14 protein-coding genes are annotated in these 18733 nt (G+C 52.1%); 5 read left to right on the top strand and 9 right to left on the bottom strand.

The features are described from left to right. The 4 genes from IQ268_RS17930 to IQ268_RS17945 are packed head-to-tail and all read right to left on the bottom strand — an operon-like array spanning position 1 to position 4567. Positions 1-1950 carry a glycosyltransferase gene (locus tag IQ268_RS17930; protein ID WP_193881943.1) on the bottom strand — a complete coding sequence of 650 codons (1950 nt, stop codon included), beginning with the start codon at positions 1948-1950 and terminating at the stop codon, positions 1-3. A gap of 4 nt (positions 1951-1954) precedes the next feature. Further along, a complete protein-coding gene (locus IQ268_RS17935) occupies positions 1955-2932 on the bottom strand; it encodes a glycosyltransferase (RefSeq protein ID WP_193881946.1) in 978 nt (325 codons plus the stop codon). 41 nt (positions 2933-2973) lie between these two features. Then, positions 2974-3552, bottom strand: a complete 579-nt coding sequence (locus IQ268_RS17940) for a hypothetical protein (protein ID WP_193881949.1) — start codon at positions 3550-3552, stop codon at positions 2974-2976. Further along, a complete protein-coding gene (locus tag IQ268_RS17945; protein ID WP_193881952.1) occupies positions 3545-4567 on the bottom strand; it encodes a glycosyltransferase family 9 protein in 1023 nt (340 codons plus the stop codon). The genes IQ268_RS17940 and IQ268_RS17945 overlap by 8 nt, the downstream gene beginning before the upstream one ends. 517 nt (positions 4568-5084) lie before the next feature. On the opposite strand from IQ268_RS17945, the gene IQ268_RS17950 reads away from it, so the two are divergent. The 3 genes from IQ268_RS17950 (at position 5085) to IQ268_RS17960 (ending at position 8256) form a co-directional block, all read left to right on the top strand. After that, positions 5085-5264 carry a hypothetical protein gene (locus tag IQ268_RS17950; protein WP_193881955.1) on the top strand — a complete coding sequence of 60 codons (180 nt, stop codon included), beginning with the start codon at positions 5085-5087 and terminating at the stop codon, positions 5262-5264. A gap of 264 nt (positions 5265-5528) precedes the next feature. Beyond that, positions 5529-6755 carry a CdaR family transcriptional regulator gene (locus IQ268_RS17955; RefSeq protein ID WP_193881958.1) on the top strand — a complete coding sequence of 409 codons (1227 nt, stop codon included), beginning with the start codon at positions 5529-5531 and terminating at the stop codon, positions 6753-6755. Positions 6756-7005: 250 nt separating this feature from the next. After that, positions 7006-8256, top strand: a complete 1251-nt coding sequence (locus IQ268_RS17960) for a glycosyltransferase (RefSeq protein WP_193881962.1) — start codon at positions 7006-7008, stop codon at positions 8254-8256. Here the strand turns inward: IQ268_RS17960 and IQ268_RS17965 are convergent. The 3 genes from IQ268_RS17965 to IQ268_RS17975 are packed head-to-tail and all read right to left on the bottom strand — an operon-like array spanning position 8235 to position 11726. After that, on the bottom strand, positions 8235-10253 hold the full coding sequence (locus IQ268_RS17965) for a response regulator (RefSeq protein WP_193881965.1): 2019 nt from the start codon (positions 10251-10253) through the stop codon (positions 8235-8237). The genes IQ268_RS17960 and IQ268_RS17965 overlap by 22 nt on opposite strands. A 4-nt stretch (positions 10254-10257) precedes the next feature. Then, a complete protein-coding gene (locus tag IQ268_RS17970) occupies positions 10258-10896 on the bottom strand; it encodes a chemotaxis protein CheB (protein WP_193881968.1) in 639 nt (212 codons plus the stop codon). Further along, positions 10896-11726: a protein-glutamate O-methyltransferase CheR gene (locus tag IQ268_RS17975; RefSeq protein ID WP_370584678.1), complete on the bottom strand. Its 831-nt coding sequence runs from the start codon at positions 11724-11726 to the stop codon at positions 10896-10898. The genes IQ268_RS17970 and IQ268_RS17975 overlap by 1 nt, the downstream gene beginning before the upstream one ends. 228 nt (positions 11727-11954) lie before the next feature. Between IQ268_RS17975 and IQ268_RS17980 the strand changes: the two genes are divergently transcribed. Continuing rightward, positions 11955-13499 carry an AlkA N-terminal domain-containing protein gene (locus IQ268_RS17980; protein WP_228035480.1) on the top strand — a complete coding sequence of 515 codons (1545 nt, stop codon included), beginning with the start codon at positions 11955-11957 and terminating at the stop codon, positions 13497-13499. Beyond that, positions 13496-14041: a methylated-DNA--[protein]-cysteine S-methyltransferase gene (locus IQ268_RS17985; RefSeq protein ID WP_193881975.1), complete on the top strand. Its 546-nt coding sequence runs from the start codon at positions 13496-13498 to the stop codon at positions 14039-14041. The genes IQ268_RS17980 and IQ268_RS17985 overlap by 4 nt, the downstream gene beginning before the upstream one ends. Here IQ268_RS17985 and IQ268_RS17990 read toward each other — a convergent pair. Both IQ268_RS17990 and IQ268_RS17995 read right to left on the bottom strand, forming a co-directional pair. Next, positions 14038-17700 (bottom strand): response regulator, encoded by a 3663-nt coding sequence (locus IQ268_RS17990; RefSeq protein WP_193881979.1) that lies wholly within the window; start codon positions 17698-17700, stop codon positions 14038-14040. The two genes, IQ268_RS17985 and IQ268_RS17990, sit on opposite strands and share 4 nt — an antisense overlap. 260 nt (positions 17701-17960) lie before the next feature. Next, positions 17961-18197 carry a hypothetical protein gene (locus IQ268_RS17995; RefSeq protein ID WP_193881982.1) on the bottom strand — a complete coding sequence of 79 codons (237 nt, stop codon included), beginning with the start codon at positions 18195-18197 and terminating at the stop codon, positions 17961-17963. Positions 18198-18733 lie beyond the last annotated feature (536 nt).

Raw genomic sequence — 18733 nt, forward strand, 5'->3', positions numbered from 1 at the left:
CTAAACTCCTGACGGTGAGGACAGAGACGTAAACTCGCGAGACGGTGGAACCGAGGTAGAGTCGATCTCCGGCGTTCCCAACTCCCACCCGTTTAGCCGTTCGGATAGCCTGGAGTCGGTTGTAAGCAACTGTTCTTCGATCAATTCGCAGAGCAAATGAATCACCAAAAGCTGCACTTCTTGAATCCGCTGGGTTTCAATGGCCGGAACCACAATGGCAATATCCGCTCTGGAGCGCAACTCTCCTCCATCTCGACCCAGTAGCGCAATCGAGGTCAGGTTTAGCCGTCGTGCCGCTTCAAACGCCGCAATCACGTTTTTAGAACGACCGCTGGTGCTAATGCCAATTAACACATCATTCGGCTGAGCAAAGGTTTCAACCTGCCGTGCAAACACATCTTCATAACTGACATCATTCGCCCATGCCGTTAGAAACGCGGCGTCGGCATTGAGTGCGATCGCAGGCAATCCCGCTCGATGCGGACAACAAAAGCGCCCGACCAGTTCTGCTGCAAAGTGTTGGGCATCTGCCGCACTGCCACCGTTGCCGCAGATCAGCAGTTTGCCGCCGCGAGAGAAGCACGTACTCATCGCTTGCGAGGCCGCCTGGATGGTAGGCCGTAACAGCCGTTGCGATCGCTGAATCGCACTAACGACCGTTTCAAAACCGCGATCGAGAATGGCTAACTGATTCGCTTCTTCTCTCAGCGTAGTCGTCATGCCACCCAGCACCTCTTCATACACTGCTGCAACAGCGCTAGTGACCTTCGGCCAGGTGAAATGATCTTGCGATCGCCGAATGGCCTGCTGCCCAAACAAGCTAACCAACGATGGATGGTCAAATAAGTGAGCCAGACGAGCGGCAAGCAGTTCAGGCTGGTTAGGCGGTATCAAATACCCCGTTTCTCCATCCTTCACCGTAAATTTGACACCGCCTACATCAGAGCCAATCACGGGCGTTCCACAGGCCATCGCCTCAATTGGTGTGATCCCAAACGGTTCGTACCAGGGAGTTGTGACAAACACATCTGCCGCACTGTAATAGTATTTCAGCACCTCTCTCCCTTTGCGACCCACAAAGGTGACGCGGGATTCTATCCCTAACTCACGGGCGATGGCGCTGAGCCGTCCTAATTCTGGGGTCAGTTGCGGATCGGGAACTTCAGCATCTCCTCCCACAATAATGAGTCGAGCAGAGACGCTATGCTGCTTGAGCAACTGCGAAAAGCCATACAGCACCGTATCAACCCCCTTACGGGGCACCATACGACCCAGTTGCAAAATCAGTTTCTCATCCGGCGGTAATCCTAGCGTCAGCCGCGCTCGAATCTTGTTGATCGGCCAAAATTCAGTTGTATCAAACCCACAGGGAATGATGCTGATGCGGCTCGGATCGGCCTGGTAGAGGTTCAGCAAATCTTCTCGATCTTGAGGACATTCGGCAATAATCTGATCGGCTTCACGCACAATCCGATCTTCAATGCTGAACCGCTCATCTGGAAACCGATCGGCATTCCCCTGATGCAAGCGGCGCACCCGGCCTAAGGCGTGGAATGTGACCACAAACGGAATGCCGATCGCCCGCTTAATGTCTGCCGCAACCAATGCCGACATCCAAAAATTGGCATGAATTAGATCATAGGATGAATGAGAACGGCACCAGTCCAACACAAAGGCGGTGAACTCGGCCATGTAAGGCAGTAAGTCTTCCTTGGGTAGGCTTCTGGCAGGCCCCGCCGATACATGAATGACGCGAACGCCATGCTGCCATTCCACCTGCTCCGGTAAATGATCACCATCACGACGGGTGAAAACATCTACCTCATAGCCGATCGCGGCAAGATGCTTTGCCAGTTGCCCCACATAGACATTTTGCCCACCACTGTCTACGCCACCAAAAATTCCCAGAGGTGTAGCATGTTCACTAATTAAAGCAATGCGTTTTGTCATTGTGTTATCCTTTGCGGCTAACTTCCAGCCCTTGCGGCTGTCGGCTAACGGCTTGTTCAAATGTGGTTGTCCAGTCTTGAATAAATCGATGAATGTTAAAGCGCGATCGCGCCTGCTCTCTAGCGCCTTCCCCTAACAGCCGCGCTTTTTTGGGATGGGCGATCAGGTCTTGCATTCGTTCAATCAGGCGATCGACATCGGTATCGATGTAGCCAGAAACGCCATTTTCAATCACTGTCCCCAGTTCAGTCGTGGCAAGGCCAACAATGGGCAAACCAATCATCATTGCTTCGCACACCGCTAAACCTAAACTGGTGTAGCGCACCGGGTGAAAGAAGAAACGATAGCGGGATTGAAAACTGGGGAGCCTATGATGAGCAACTTCTCCGATACCGCCAAGCGACTCGGCATCCATTCCCACCAGGTCTAACGGAATGGTCTTTTGAACCTGCTGAAATATGTCCGATCCTAGCCGTCTTCCGCGATGGCGCAGCCCATTGGCAACCACAATTCCTTTGGGGAGGTCGCCCGTGTAGTGAACATCATCTGGCACCATGACCCCATGTTCAATGACACAGGTTGGAGTGTTGCCACTGTCCCACATCAGCCGATTGAAGTGGGTCACATGTACCAGCAGGATGTCTGGATCGTTCACCACATGTTGAGTATCGGTGGGATGCTCACGGGGCGGATCATGCTCTAGGTAGAGTCTGGGCAGTTGTTGCTGTTCTGCCGACAAGATTTCGTATTGATCGTGTAAGTAGTTGCGGCGAGACTGAAACAGGATGCAGTCAAAGGATTGATGTTTCACATCATCGGCTGCAATGTCATGTACATTGTTTCCCCAGGGAAACCCGCCCAAGCGCCCCCCGTAGCCTTCTGGGTGGTCTGGCTTGACAGGCAAGTAAAACTCGTGGGGAGACTGGGTCAGGTAGTAGAGATAACTACCGTGAACATGCCAGGTAAGGATACGTAAGGGCATAAGAGAATGGCAGGTCTAGAAGAGTCGTTGCGTTGGGGACATCAAAGAGATGGGCTTGGCTCAGGCTGCAAGATGAGATGGGATGAACCATCAGCCTGAACCACAGGTTGAATGCCGATCGCCTTTACTAACTGCACGTAGTAATTGGCCGTAGAAATCGAATCAATGGACGGTTGAGCCGTGTGAGACAATACGCCGCCGCCAAACTCTTGCGATTGGCCAAGACGGAGCGGAATTCCTGCTAAATAGCAGAGATACGCCAGAGCAAAGGGAGATTGCCCCTGGGTTGTAAAAATGATGGCAGCACTGAACTGACGTACCCTCATGGCGGTAATCAGCGCTTCACTGTGTGGCGCAAACGCACAGGACTGATTCGTATTCTCGCTACTGCTCAACCGATCTGGTTCGTGAGCAATGCCCCACTGCTGCAATGAGTTAACCTCAAGCCAGGGCAAGTGATTTTGAATCACATGGCTCTCGTGCGTGGTGAGCAATATCATGGGGGTTGCAGGGAACCCCTGACGGAGCGATCGCACTGCCGTTTGAAGTTCTAACACCGCCTCCCAGTTCTCGAAACAGAGCAACAAAAGCCGATCAACCGTTTGCCACCGATCAGGCATAAACCACCTCCCGCAACAGATCCCTGGCTTCCACCAGCACACTGGCCGGAGTAGGCTGACCCACGACAACACGGTGCCGCTGCCGATCGAGCGGTGCCCAACGGTGCGGGTCGGAATTGGAGAAAATGACCACGCTGTTGACCTGTAGCGCATCGGCCAAATGAGAAACACCCGTGTCGTTGCAGATTAAAAGCCGAGCCTGTTTCAACAAAGCGGCGATCGCCCCCAGGCTCGTTTGTCCAGCCAGATCAATGACCGGATAGCGCATCTGGTTAGCAACGGCTGTAGTGAGTTCTGCTTCTGCTGCTGTTCCGGTTAGTACCACTGGAAACCCATCTGCCGCGATCGCATCGGCAACCGCCGCAAAATGGTGTAACGACCAGCGGCGATCGCTCACGCTTGCCCCCGGATGAATACAGACATAACCACCGGGCTGTAATGATTGAACTGAGGAAATACCAGCCAATGCCTGCCAGTCTGATTCCAACAATGGAAACTCTAGCTGCTCTCCCTGTAGAGGGATGTCCAAAAGCTCCAGTAACCGTAGATGCCGCCATACCTCCGGCTCATGCTCAGGATAAGGCAGGAAACGCTCGGCATCCGGGCAATAGTGACCCGCAGGATAAAACCCAGCCGTTTGGTGTGCGCCCAACAACACAGCAAAGGCGTTGATGTAGGAACCATTACCATGCATTTGCAAAGCCAGATCAAACGGCTGCTGCTGCATGTGTGATAGAAACGACACAGTTTGCTGCGGGCAAAGCGGCACCTCTGGAATTCCCGGATAGCCGGGAAACTCCAGCCAGTCATCGACATAATGACAAAATCGTTGCACAAACTGAACGGCCCACGGGAGACCCATGAGCGTTATTCGGGCATGGGGAAAGGCAACTCGTAGCGCTCTCAATGCAGGAACCAGGCAAAGCAAATCCCCTAGCCCTGGGAGCGATCGCACAATAACGACTCTGTGGGGTAGATTCCCCAATGGATCGGTTGAGTTGAGATGTTGTCTCACCTCTCACTCCCTATGAATGTAAATACTATCGATTGAAATGGATTGAGATTGATTGAGATGCGGCACCACACCGTTAGCGGATCTGCTGCTTCATTCCAGGCGATACCCTGGAATATGGGAAAATGAACTATAGATAAATGGCCGAAAGCCTTGATGTATCCGGGGATGAACGATGCCCATTAGCCTTGGTTCAGAGCCATTCAGCTATAGACGGTAGACCCAAACATGCACTACAGTGATGCGCTTGCGAGTCAGTTGTATAAGTCATCGTAGTGAGTCTGTTCCTTTAAATTCATCAGGCATTTGCACAAAGAATAACGGGAAGTTTCATTGCTTCGTTGGGCAACTGCACAACAGTTCAGAATGGAAGACGGCCAAGAAGAAAAGGCATTGCTGAATTGCGGTATGAACTTACCCCTTACCCCCTAAGGAACGTCCGAACCTGCAAAGTTCCCAAAGTTGGAGGGTTTAGGAGGCAAGCAAAGCCATCATCGTCACCTCATCCGTTCATTCTGCCATGCCGCAGGGACGCAGCGATCGCCCCACTCCGCATGGGTTTGTTAAAGAGCTACCCATGCCTTGCAAAATTGTTTTATCAACGATTAAACGGCAAACGGTATCCGGAAAAACAATTGCTGCTTTTAAAGACAGGGTGAGCAGTGGTTGGCTTCAACTCACTCCATATAGCCGTTTCTAAACATTTATCCCCTGCAATCAACCGCCTTTCAGCCTGTAGCTCCGTATCATAATTGGTTTCTAGCCAAAGGTGACGCAATTTAACTGGCACAATCTTACCGTTTCAGCCGCCCCTTCGATTTAGTCTGTCCCTTTGGAAAGATGACACCAATGGATACTCTGACGATACTGCTCTTTTCGGCGAGTAATCAACTTCAACATCATTGATACTCCATTGGTCTACTTGTGCTTTCAATCTTGTATTAAGGCTGACAAAAGGAAATTCATGTTAAGCGCATCTGCACGATTCACTCAGATTGCCAGCACCATTACAGATAGAGTTGCAGAATTGTTGTACGCCCCTGTTTTTGTGACCGATGAGAAAGGGGTAGTGATTACAAGCAGTGAACCTCACCAAATTGGTTTGCCGTTTGGCTTAGAGCAGAGAGAAGCAGGGTTAACGCAGTACCTGCGCGTGCCGCTATGCCATGAAACCAAAACCGGGGAAGTGATTATTGGTAAACCGCCCAGGCAGGAGCGGATTTCACTCCAATTAGCTCAAGTACTGATAGAACTGGTCATTAATCAAGCTGCAACGGTCGATCGCCTGCCAAGCCAGCCCGACTTGAAAAATCAACTGATTTCTGACCTGCTGCACGACCAAATTGAAGATGAAGCGTTGATGCTCAGTCAGGCTAAGCGGTTGGGCATTGATTTGTCTCCTCCCAGAGCGGTGATTCTGATTGATGCCACAGACTACATCATTGGTAAACCAGGTGGTTCCGAGCCAATGCTTTCAACGTTAGAACAAGGCCGTCGCGCTCAACTCGTGATTGGCAGCATTGTTAGTTTCTTCCATCTCCCCAATGACACGATTTGCGCGAATTTAGGTCAGGGTGAAATTGCGGTTCTCAAAGCCAGTGATACTAAAAATCTTGACCTGTGGGCGAACAGGGATGACGTTGTAGACGGTGCTAGCTCATCATGGGCTAACTTAGCCGCACTTAAACGGGCAGCAGACGCGTTGTTGCTACGCTTGCGTGGTGATACAGGCGCATCAATTGATATTGGCATTGGTCGCTATCATCCTGGACTCTTTGGGTTACCTCGCTCTTACGAAGATGCAAAAGCCGCGCTCTCTTTGGGAAGTCGGTTTCAAGGGCACAACCGGATTCACTGTTTGGGAGAACTCGGAATTGCTGCGTTTGTGGGTGTTGCAGACGAGAGTACCAAAGTGGATCTGGCTAAGTATTTGCTCAGTCCGTTGGATCACGAAGCCGAGTTAATTGCCACACTTGATGTCTTTTTTAGCGAAAATTGCTGTCCCTCGTCTGCTGCGCGACGGCTTTCTATCCATCGCAACACGCTAGGCTATCGGCTCGACAAAATTGCTTCATTGACCGGGCTAGATCCACGCAAATTTGACGACGCTGTGCAAATGCGGCTCTCTCTCCTGTTGCGATCGCTGCAATCGTTCCAGCCCGATCGCCTCAGGCCAGAAAAAGCTGCTTAGAGGGTGTCTGAGAATGGCTCAACATTCTAAATTAGCCCCCTAAATCCCCCAATTTTGGGAGACTTTGAAACAGAATTGATTCGGAAGTCCCCGTTCGGCTGAGCGCTCACGTCGAAGCCAAAATTGGGGGATTAGGGGGCGGTTCGAGTTGGAGCTTAGCACTTTTAAGACATCCTCTTAAGAAGCATCCAAAACCAGCCGGGAGAGTCATGCTGCTCCCACCTAATGATATTGCACCTTTCACTGAGCCATGCATATTGTTCTGATTCCCGGTAGCTATCAACCCGATCGCTGCGGTGTTGCCCATTACACTGCCCGTCTTCGCACCGTTTTAGCAGAGCGTGGAGTTACCTCAACGGTACTCACCACCCATGCCGCTGCCGCAGTTGCCAGCAACCCAACGGTGGTAGGGGCTGGTCACGCCTGGCAACTAACGGATCTGCTGCCGCTGCTTCAAGCCATTCGCTCGACTCCAGCCGATGTCTTGCACATCCAACATGCTGCTGGCAGTTATGGCTTCCAACGTGCCATTTTTTTGCTGCCCTGGCTGTTGCGGCGGGTGGGATATCGCCAACCGATTGTCACCACGGCTCATGAGTATGGCTGGTGGGAATGGCACCCCAATCGGATTCCACCCCGGTTACTGGAGTGGCTAAAACAATGGGGACAGCAGCGCGGCTGGTGGGATCAAGAAGATGGATTCCTGCTGACCGGGAGCAACGCGATTATCACCACCAATGCCAACGCTAAAACCATTATTCGTAGCCGTCTTCCCCAGCTTGGCGATCGCCTCCATTTCATCCCAATTGGTGCAAACGTTGAAGTCGTACCGATCGAGCGATCGCTGGCTCAGGCTCAACTGCGGCAACAGTATGGTTGGTCAACCGCAACCCAGGTGATTGCCTTCTTCGGCTTCCTTCATCCCGTTAAGGGGTTAGAAACATTGCTGCCTGCGTTTCAGCAAGTGGTGCAGCAAGCACCGCAGGCGCGACTGTTGCTAATTGGTGGTGTGGAAAGCCTCGCCTTGCGCGGTGAGGACGCTCAACGCTATTGGCAGCAACTCCATCAGCAGGTGGCTGACCTTGGCCTGACTCATTCCGTGAAGCTAACAGGTTATGTTGATGCTGCAACCGCCTCTCATTATTTATCCGGAGCAGACATTGGCGTGTTGCCCTTCAACCACGGCATTACCCTTAAAAGCGGCTCGTTGTTAACCCTGTTTGCTCACCGCTTGCCCACGATCGCCACTCGTAAAGAACAGCTCGATGCCGAACTGGACGATCGCCACGTGATTCATCTGGTGCCGCCCCGTGACCCAGCGGCTCTCACTCAAGCACTGCTCACGGTGTTGCAGGATGCTGCTCTACGCGATCGCCTGTCCCAACGCGCCGCTTCCCTGGCTCAGCGCTTTCAGTGGGAGACGATCGCCCGTCAACATCTGGAGATCTATCAGGCTGTTTGCCGCCAAACCAACAGAGATTATTCGGTTGCTAAGGGTTGAGCGATGGGGCTTTTCGCCAGACGTGCGATCGCTGCGATCAATTCCTCAGGATCTACTGGCTTGGCAATATGTTGCTGAAATCCAGCCGCGATCGCCTTCTCGCAGTCTCCTTCCGTCGCGTAGGCCGTCAGGGCGATCGCAGGCAGGTTGCCGCCGCGATCGGCAGGCCGCTTACGAATCGCTTGAATCAGCTCGTATCCGTCTTTCTCGGGCATGGCAATATCGCTCACCAGCACATCAGGCATTAACCCATGCAACAGCTCCAGCACCTCATCCGCTGAGGCCACCGCCCGCACGCTGGCTCCGTGCTGCTCTATCATCAAAATCAGGAATTCGCGGGTATCCACTTCATCATCTACAATCAGCACCTGAATGCCGCTCAAATCGGTTGACGACATCGTTTGCTCAGATGTGGGGCAACTGCCATTCTGGTCAGCTTGACTATCCCACAGGGGCAGTTTGACGGTAAAGGTTGCGCCTGTTCCTTCGCCTTTGCTATGGGCCGTAACCGTACCGTTGTTCAACTCTGTCAAATGGCGAACGATCGCCAGCCCCAGCCCTAGACCACCATAGGCTCGCGTCGTGGTGCTGTCGGCCTGGCGAAACCGTTCAAACACGTGTGGCAAAAAGTCGGGATGAATTCCCATCCCGGTATCAGCAATTTCGATCACCGCCTGTCCATCGTCTCGTTTCAGGCGAACCGCAATCTCACCATGTTCTGGCGTAAATTTAACCGCGTTAGACAACAGGTTCCACACCACCTGCTGTAACCGATCGGGATCGCCGCACACCCGGTTAGCCGATTCGTCATACTCTACGGTCAGCCCGATCGATTTATCTTCTGCCTGGGGGCGCACCGAATCTACGGCGGCTTCAATGATGGTCTTTAGCCCCACCGCATAGCGGTTCAACCGCAGTTTGCCCTGCATAATCAGCGAGACATCCAGAATGTCTTCTACCAGTTGCGCCTGGGCGCGGGCATTGCGTTCGATCGCCTCTAACGCTCGTTGCATCGTTGCATCATCAAACTTGCGCGTCCGTAATAACTGTGCCCATCCCAGCATGGCATTGAGCGGCGTTCGCAATTCATGCGACAGCACAGCTAAAAACTCGTCTTTCATCTGGTTGGCCGTTTCTGCCTGCTGCCGCGCGGCCTGCTCTTGAATGATTTGTGCCCGAACCTCTTCTGATTGCTTCCGTTCGGTGATGTCTTCAATTGTGCCCACATGCCCAATCAGTTTTCCTTCGTTCGAAAACATGGGGGACGATCGCACATGGGTCCAGCGCACCGTTTCGGGTGTTTGTTGAAACCGCACCTCGCCCGAATATTCTCGAACATTTTGGGCGCAAGCAAACCAGGTGTCTCGTACCCGCTCTAAATCCTCTGGATGCATGAAGCCCAGCCAGCCGTCTCCCAGGCTTTCGGGTAAGGTAAACCCGCAAATTGCCTGACAACGAGGGTTGGTGTAGGTACAGTACCCCTCAACGTTCGTTAGAAAAATTCCCACCGGAGAACAGGCGCTCAACAGGCGAAACCGCTCTTCGCTGGTTCGCAGTTCGGTGTTCATCGCTTCCAGTTGAGCGGCCTGTCGTTTAATTTCCTGTGCCTTCTCGAATAGCTCGACAAATACAGACACTTTGGAGAGCAAAATTTCGGCTTCGATGGGCTTGAGCAGATAATCAACCGCACCGAGAGAATATCCCTTAAACACCATGTTTTCGCTGGTGCTAAAGGCGGTCAAAAAGATAATGGGAGTGTAGCGCGATCGCTCCCGACTGCGGATTAAGGTAGCCGTCTCAAAGCCGTCCATCCCTGGCATCTGCACGTCCAGCAAGATAACCGCAAAGTCTTGATGCAGCAGACATCTCAACGCCTCTTCGCCTGAATGTGCCTTGACCAAATTGCCGCCAAGACCGCCCAACACCGCTTCTAGTGCCAGTAGATTTTCTGGATGGTCGTCAACCAGGAGAATACTAACGGTAGAGTTCGACTGCATGAGTTTATAGGTGCGCGGGCTGACACAAACTGACCAGACGGGGGGCAATTTCAGGTAGCGGTAAAATCCAGTCTACGCCGACTGAATCACTTCTGTCGCGCGATCCCATTCTTTGAGGAGCCAATTGCACTTCGGCCAGACGGTTGACACAAGCAATCGCGGCTTCTGGCATCACGGTACTTTCAGACGTTCTGGGGTCTTGGACGATCGCCACGCCGCCTCTTGCTTTCACCTTAGCCAATCCTTTCGCACCATCTTGATTGGCTCCCGTTAAAACCACGCCAATGACCCGTTCAGCGTAAGCATCAGCAGCCGATTCAAACAGCACATCTATCGAAGGACGAGCATAGGAAACGGGTGGATCGGTTGACAGGCTAAAACAGTCTCGGTCAACCAGCAGATGATAATCAGCCGGTGCTATGTAAATCTGCCCTGGTTGAATCTCGTCTTTATCTTCAACCTCTTTGAGCGGTAGGGCGACATATTCTTGTAAAAACAGGCTCATCATGTCGTCAGAATCTTTATGACGATGTTGTACGATCGCCAGAGGCACCCAAAAATCGGGAGGTAAGCCACCCAGCAATACTCTCAAGGCAGACAGTCCACCTAATGACGTGCCGATCACAATCAGGTCAAACGCCACTAGTTCAACCTCCGATACAGTTTTTCGCCACGTTCTAGCTCCGCGTAGTGCTTTTCGTAAGCCGTCAGCTTTAGCGTTTCCTGTCGTCCCAGTCCTAAAATTCCAAATTTACAAAGACTATCGTAAAACAGTTGATGCACTCGTCGTTGCAATGAACGATTGAAATAAATCAGTACATTGCGACACAAAATGACATTGAATTCGTTGAACGACCCATCGGTTGCCAGATTGTGTTGTGAAAAAACAACGTTTTCCCGGAGCGAGGATCGAAAAATAGCGTTGTCGTATGCTGCTGTATAGTACTCAGAGAACGATCGCTTGCCCCCCGCCTTTAGATAGAGCTGCGTATACTCTTGCATTAGCTTCAGCGAAAAGATACCGCTTTTGGCTTCTTGTAATACCCGTTCGTTCATGTCGGTAGCGTAGATGCGGCACCGCTGGTAAAGCCCTTCCTCTTGCAGCAAAATTGCCATCGAATAAACCTCCTGCCCGGTTGAGCAACCCGCGTGCCAAATTCGGATGAATGGGTAGGTTCGCAAGATAGGAATCACGTTTTTTCTAAAGGCCAAATAAAAAGACGGGTCGCGGAACATGTTAGTAACGTTTACCGTCAGCCCCAGCACAAAGCGTTCCAGGCAAGCTGGATTATGCAACACGCGTTCCTGCAACGCCGAGATGGTGTCAACCTGTTCCAGGCGAACCACGTTCCAGATGCGGCGGCGGAGCGAGGATAGGGCGTAGTTGCGAAAATCGTACCCATAATGGCGATAGACGCCTTCTACGAGCAGTTGAATTTCGATTTCTTCTAACGCTTCTTGGTCGGTAGTCATCATAAGTTTGAACGAAATGCTGGCGGGTTTGCTAAGCCAGTTCAACTCCGCGATCGTGGGGTATTACCTTTCAACCATAGAGTCTTTGAGCGTGGCGATCGACCGCCCAGCGGCTTAATTCTTCGCCAATTTTTAACCAACTAACGATCGGGGGGATGAGATCTCTAAACCATTCGCTCCTCCAGGTTCAGTTCCGAAAATGGCTAGCTGTTCCCATTGGCTCACTCTATGCTGTGGACACGCGTTCAATTAGCTTCAATGCACCCCCATCTTGACCCAGACTTGTGTTACCGCGCCATTCAAACTAAAGATGCTCGCTTCGACGGGCAATTCTTTGTTGCCGTGTACACCACTGGCATTTACTGCCGTCCGATGTGTCCGGCGACCACGCCAAAGCGCGAGAACTGCACCTTCTTTGCGAGTGCGGCAGCAGCGCAGCAGGCTGGGTTTCGCTCTTGCCTGCGCTGCCGCCCAGAACTGTCGCCCCACTTGGTGGCCTATGTGGGCACGGCAGTAACGGTGGCGCGGGCGCTGCGGCTGATTGGGGAGGGGGCGCTAGATGAGGGTACGGTGGCCGAACTGGCAACCCGGCTGGGTGTGGGCGATCGCCACCTGCGTCAGTTGTTTACCAAACACCTTGGCACTTCTCCCAGTGCGGTAGCCCATGCCCGACGGCTGTTGTTTGCTAAACAGTTGCTCGACGATACCACCCTATCCATGACCGATGTGGCAATGGCTGCCGGATTTAGCAGCATTCGCCGCTTTAACGATGTGATTCAAAAAAACTATGGGCGATCGCCCACCGATCTCAGGCGGCAAACCGCGCAACCTGTCTCGACCAACACGCCAACCATTGCTCTAAAGTTACCGTTTTGCCCTCCCTATGACTGGGCGGCATTGATGCGGTTTCTTATCCCCAGAGCTACGCCGGGGCTGGAGCAAGCCAGCATGGAGGGTTATCGGCGGGCGATCGCCATCGGTGAGCATCATGGCATCGTTGAAGTTCGCCCGGTCGCCAGTCAGCCTTACCTGATCGCTCATATCTGCTTTCCAGACGTGCGGCTGTTGGCACAGATCGTAGAACGATTGCGGCGAATGTTTGATTTGAGTGCCCACATCAGGGAGATTGCAGCACATTTTGAGTCCGATCCGCTGCTGGCTCCGGTGGTAGCAAAACAGCCGGGATTGCGGATTCCAGGAGCATTCGACTCGTTTGAGCTGGGGGTGCGAGCCATTTTAGGACAGCAGGTGAGTGTGGCAACCGCAACCACCCTGGCGGGTCGCTTAGTCAAAACCTACGGTGAGCCGCTTAGCGTGGTAGGGCTGCCCTGCCCCGATCCTGCGTTGCGCGCTGTATTTCCGCGCCCGGACGTACTGGCAACGGCTGATTTGGCTACATTGGGCATCACTCAATCGCGAGCCAGGGCGATCGCCGCTTTTGCGGCTACTACTGCTGCCCATCCCCGGTTTTTGACCGACTGCCACAGCCTGGAGTCTGCGGTGCAAACCCTTTGCCAGTTGCCGGGAATTGGAGAATGGACGGCTCAGTATATTGCCATGCGGGCACTGGGTGAACCAGATGCGTTTCCGGCAACCGATCTGGGGTTATTGCGATCGATGGCTGTTCTGGGGCATCCCGTCACCAAAGCGCAGTTGGCCGATCGCTCCCAGGCATGGCGACCGTGGCGGGCGTATGCAGCTATGCATTTATGGTCGCTAACCCCAGCCCCACCCCTTACACAACCAACGAAGCATGAGGTGCTATCAGCATGACAGACTTATTGATAGACAAACTGGATTCTGCGATCGGGCAAATTTTGCTTGTTTCGGATGGCGAGACACTCTGCGCTCTGGATTTTGCGGGCTACGAATCTCGCATGACCCAACTGCTGCAAAAACGGTATGGCACTATCCGCTGGATTGAAACGCTCAATCCTCAGGGGTTTAGCGAACGGATGCAAGCTTACCTGGCAGGCGACTGGAGCAGTTTAAACGATATCCCCGTGAGGACGGGCGGCACCCCGTTTCAACAGCAGGTGTGGTTGGCGTTGCGATCGATTCCCCCCGGTACGGTAATGACGTACGGCCAGCTAGCGACTCGGCTGGGCCACCCCAAAGCGGTGCGTGCGGTTGGCATGACCAATTCCCTGAATCCGGTGGCGATCGTGCTGCCCTGCCATCGCGTCATTGGCGCAAACGGTAAGTTAACGGGTTATGCCGGTGGGTTGGAGCGAAAGCAATGGTTGTTGCAACATGAAGGCGTCACGCTGGCGACATCTGCATCACAGGCGGTTTACCAACCATCACTCCTTTAGCGATAAAGCCACACCCGTAATAGTGAGAGTAATTGCTCGGTGTCAACGGGTTTACTGATGTAATCTGAGGCTCCGGCTTCAATACACTTTTCGCGATCGCCCTGCATGGCTTTAGCCGTCAGCGCAATGATGGGAAGCGTTTTCATCTGTTCTTGAACGCGAATGGTGCGCGTCGTTTCGTATCCGTCCATTCCAGGCATCATTACATCCATCAACACCACATCCACTTCGGGATGCGATCGCAAACAGTCAATGCCATCCTTACCATTTTCGGCGTATAGCACGTTCATTTCATATCGTTCTAATAAACTCGTTAACGCAAAGATGTTGCGAACGTCATCATCAATGATCAGCACTGTTTTGCCCACCAATACCGAATCGGTTTGATGAAGCTGTTCCAGCATTTGGCGCTTGGCCTGAGGTAAGTTGGCTTGAATGCGATGCAAAAACAATGCCGTTTCGTCCAGGAGCCGTTCTGGCGATCGCACATCTTTAACAATGATGGTTTCAGCTAACCGCTTTAAGCGGGTTTCTTCTGGACGAGAGAGTTCTTTGCCCGTGTAAACAATGATCGGCAGATAGGCCAACTTCTCTTCTTGTTTAATTTGCTCAATTAACTCAAAGCCGTCCATATCGGGCAAGCCTAAGTCCAGCACCACACAGTCAAACGTTTCGGTTTTCAGTACCGTTAGCGCTTCACTACCAGTGCCGACAACGGTGGTTTGCACATCTCCATTGCCAATTAACTCTCGAATACTTTCTGCCTGGATGTGGTCATCCTCAATCACTAGCAACCGCCGCACCTGACGATCAATGAATCCTTTGATGCTCACCAGCGCTTGCGTTAATGTATCTGGAGAAATGGGCTTTTGCAGATAGGCGATCGCGCCCAACTGAAACCCCCGTTGCTGCTCATCATCTACCGACAAAATATGGACTGGAATATGGCGTGTACCCGGATCGTGCTTGAGGCGATCGAGCACCGTCCACCCATCCAGGTCGGGCAAATGGATATCCAGCATAATGGCATTGGGTTTATACTCGCGCGCGAGCGCGAGGCCATCCTCACTGCGCGAGGCCACCAGCACTTTGAACCCCTGCTCGCGTGCCATGTCTAGCAAAATTCGGGCAAAATTGAGATCATCTTCAACAATTAACAGGGTGCGATCGCCCGGTTGAATCGAGCCATAATCATCAGCAACGACTCGTCTAGGGGCTTTGGAAACCTGATCTCCAGGCGAGGGGGGAGCCGCGCCTACACTGGGAGTTGCCGTCGTCATGGCCGCTTTAACAGCACTCGCCGATCGAGATGATGACCGCACGGTTCCCTGATAGGGTCGAGCGGGTGGTTGCGCCTCATGCAGTTGCGGCAAATACAGGGTAAAGGTGCTGCCCTGCCCCAACTGGCTCGTCAACTCGATCCATCCACCCAACAGTTGCGCTAGCTCACGACTAATGGAAAGCCCCAGACCCGTTCCACCATACTTCCGGCTGGTGGTGCCGTCGGCTTGTTGAAAGGCTTCAAAGATAATGGCCTGTTTTTCGGGTGAAATGCCAATGCCAGTGTCAATGACCGAAAAAGCGATCGCTGATGAAGCGCCATTGTCGGATGTGCCGTTGACAAATGAGCCATTAGCCGGAGCCATCCTGAGCGTGATGCTACCTTCATCAGTAAATTTGAACGCATTGGACAGCAAGTTTTTCAACACCTGTTGCAGCCGTCGGGCATCCGTTGAAATGGTGTCGGGCAGGTTCTCGGCTAGCTCTACCCGAAAGGTCAGGTTTTGGGTTTGAGCCAGTTGTTCAAAGTTGCTTTCAACATAGTTCTTTAGATCGGTAAGCTGAAGCGGCTCAATCTCCACTGACATTGTGCCAGACTCAATTTTTGCCAGGTCTAGAATGTCATTGATCAGCTCTAGCAGGTCGGTTCCAGCCGAATAAATCGTGCGAATATATTCCACCTGCTTACCGCTGAGGTTGCCATCTGGGTTATCCCCCAACAGCCGTGCCAAAATCAGCAAACTGTTCAGCGGTGTCCGCAACTCGTGGGACATGTTCGCCAGGAACTCCGATTTGTACTTAGACGTGAGGGCAAGCTGCTCTGCTTTTTCCTCAACCGATCGTCTGGCCTGTTCAATCTCGTTGTTTTTGCGCTCGACTTCTTGATTTTGTACCGAGAGCAATTCTGCTTTCTCTTCTAGTTCTTCATTGAGTTGCTGCAACTCCTCGTTTGACTGCTGCAATTCTTCCTGCTGTTGCTTGAGCAGCGCTTCTGATTCTTGTAACGATCGCGCCTGTTCTTCTAAAAGACGATTGCTTTCTTGCAGTTCTGTCGTCAGAGTTTGCGAGTACTCTAGCAGTTCTTCGTTGCGTCGATTAGCCACGATCGCATTCAGCACCACACCGATCGCTCCACTCACTTCATCCAGAAAGGTGAGATGAATCTCACGAAATCGTTGCAACGATGCCAGTTCAATGACTGCCGTTACCTGGTTTTCAAACGAAACGGGCAACACAATAATATTGAGGGGCGATATCTCCCCCAAACCAGAACTAATGCGGATGTAGTCACCTGGCACGTCGGTGAGCAAAATTCGCTGCTGTTCCAGGGCACACTGCCCCACTAACCCTTCCCCCAACCGGAACTGGTTCGATAGGTGTTTTCGTTCTTGATGGGCATAGCTGCTTAAGAGTTTTAAAACAGGCTGATGCTCGTCGTCGTCTTCCAGCAAGTAAAACAAGCCCTGCTGTGCCCCAATTAAAGAGGCCAGATCCGACAAAATTAGACGCGATATTGTCACCAAATCCCGCCGTCCCTGGAGCATTTGCGTAAACTCAGCCAAATTAGACTTGAGCCAGGTTTGTTCCTCATTGTGCTGGTTGGTGTCGCGCAGGCTGGCAACCATGTCGTTGAAGGTATGGGTCAATACCCCAATTTCGTCACGGCGATCGCTGCTGGGTAAACTAATCGATAAATCGCCTTCCCCTAGCCTCTCTGCGGCATCCGAAATCTTTTTCAGCGGTTTAGAAATATGTCGCGCCAACGCAAACCCAATCAAGGCCAGCAGGATGGAATAGAGTGGGGCGCTTAGCAAAATGCTGTAGAGCATCTGCCGAGTGGCACGCCTTGACTCCAGCGCTCGCAACTGCAACAGTCGGCGTTCCTCCTCATCCATTCGAGCCACCGTGGCTCGAATTTGATCCATCAAACTTCTTCCCCTGTCCGTTCGTACAGCCTGCGCTGCCGTTTCTAACCCCTGGGTACGGCGGAGCGCCAGCACTTCTTCTAGCACAGCGACTCTGCGGTTAATCAATAATTCCAGCTCATCAAGGCGCTGCTGTTGAAAATCGTTGTCAGTCGTCAGGTTCCGCAGGTCTGCTACTTTTTGCTGAAGCTGCTCTTGCGCTTGCCGATATGGCACTAAATACTCTTCTTCTCCTGTGATGATGTACCCTCGCTGTCCAGTTTCGGCATCTTTGATGGTCGATAACAGGTTTTCGAGGTCGCTCAAAACCAGGTACGTATGGGTTACGCGCCGCGAGGCTTCCATCAGGCGGATAGCGCTCTGATACGAGAGCAAGCCAATTCCGGCAAAGATAGCAACTCCTAATGCAAAGCTGGCACCAATTTTGGTGCCAATCCTAAACCTGTTTATCATCTTCAGACTGGGGCAACGCGAGAGGTATACACAATTCTGTCGTGTTCAGGGGAACTTTGCACCCCTTCCCCCAACTTTTCCGTATATCCCAACGCTGCAAAGCGCTTTTTTGTCCTTCCTGCCCCAGCAAACTCCGTCTGAAAAAGCGAAAGACAGGCCAACGGCCTGTCTTTACACATCACTGAATGATTTAATTACGGAGCGTGAAAGCGATCGGATGCTGTTAGCTAGAGATCGTTAACGCTAAATGGCTGTCATACCTAAACAGGAATTGCTTCTGGTGCTGCCAATGCCAGGATGTGATAGCAAGACGGAGTTTGTTCGCCTAGCACTTCGTTAATCCGCTCTCGAATTAAAACGTGGAGGGTTTGAATCGAGTCGCCAAAGTCGTGCTTAACGTGCAGTACAGCGGTTTGCTTGTAGAAGTCTTTGCCGTAATGAGCCACAAAGTAGGTGTAGCGATTGGAACTGGGTGCGTCTAAAACGAAATCTCTCATTTGATTCTCCTCAATCGTGAGGTTATTGCAGCAAGGTTTTCTGGAAGGAAAGGGCTGAGTAGCTTGGGCGTTAAGGCTGGTCTGGCTAAAAACTCAAGATCCGCAGGTTTGCAGTGAAATGAGCTACTCTCTGGTCTTTGGCTTATCTGCTGGGCTTATCTGCTTAACTTGGCTATCTGCAAGGTTATGCCTATCAATAGTGCTTCTCCACGGTGTTTCTACCCAAGTGGTTGGCGACTAGTTTTTCTCTCAGAACGAACTCAGTAATCTTACGCCGTATCAGTTCGTGGATAAGAACAGTCTGTTCTTGTATGCAGCCTTCTTCTAATCTGGCGTTTTGAGTGAGCGATCGTCATCCTACAACAGGGTGAACCCAAGGATAATAAAGACTGCGCTGAGAGAGATTTACCAACCCACATAAGAGCTTACACTCAATATGCCTTCGATTCCAGACCAATTTGCGGAGGTTTGAGCTTTCTTTCAGGTCAATTCACCATTGATTTATGTAATCTTCAAAAACAAAAGGGAACCTCCCC

The sequence above is a fragment of the Oculatella sp. LEGE 06141 genome (genome assembly GCF_015207605.1).
Classification (GTDB): Bacteria; Cyanobacteriota; Cyanobacteriia; order Elainellales; family Elainellaceae; genus Oculatella.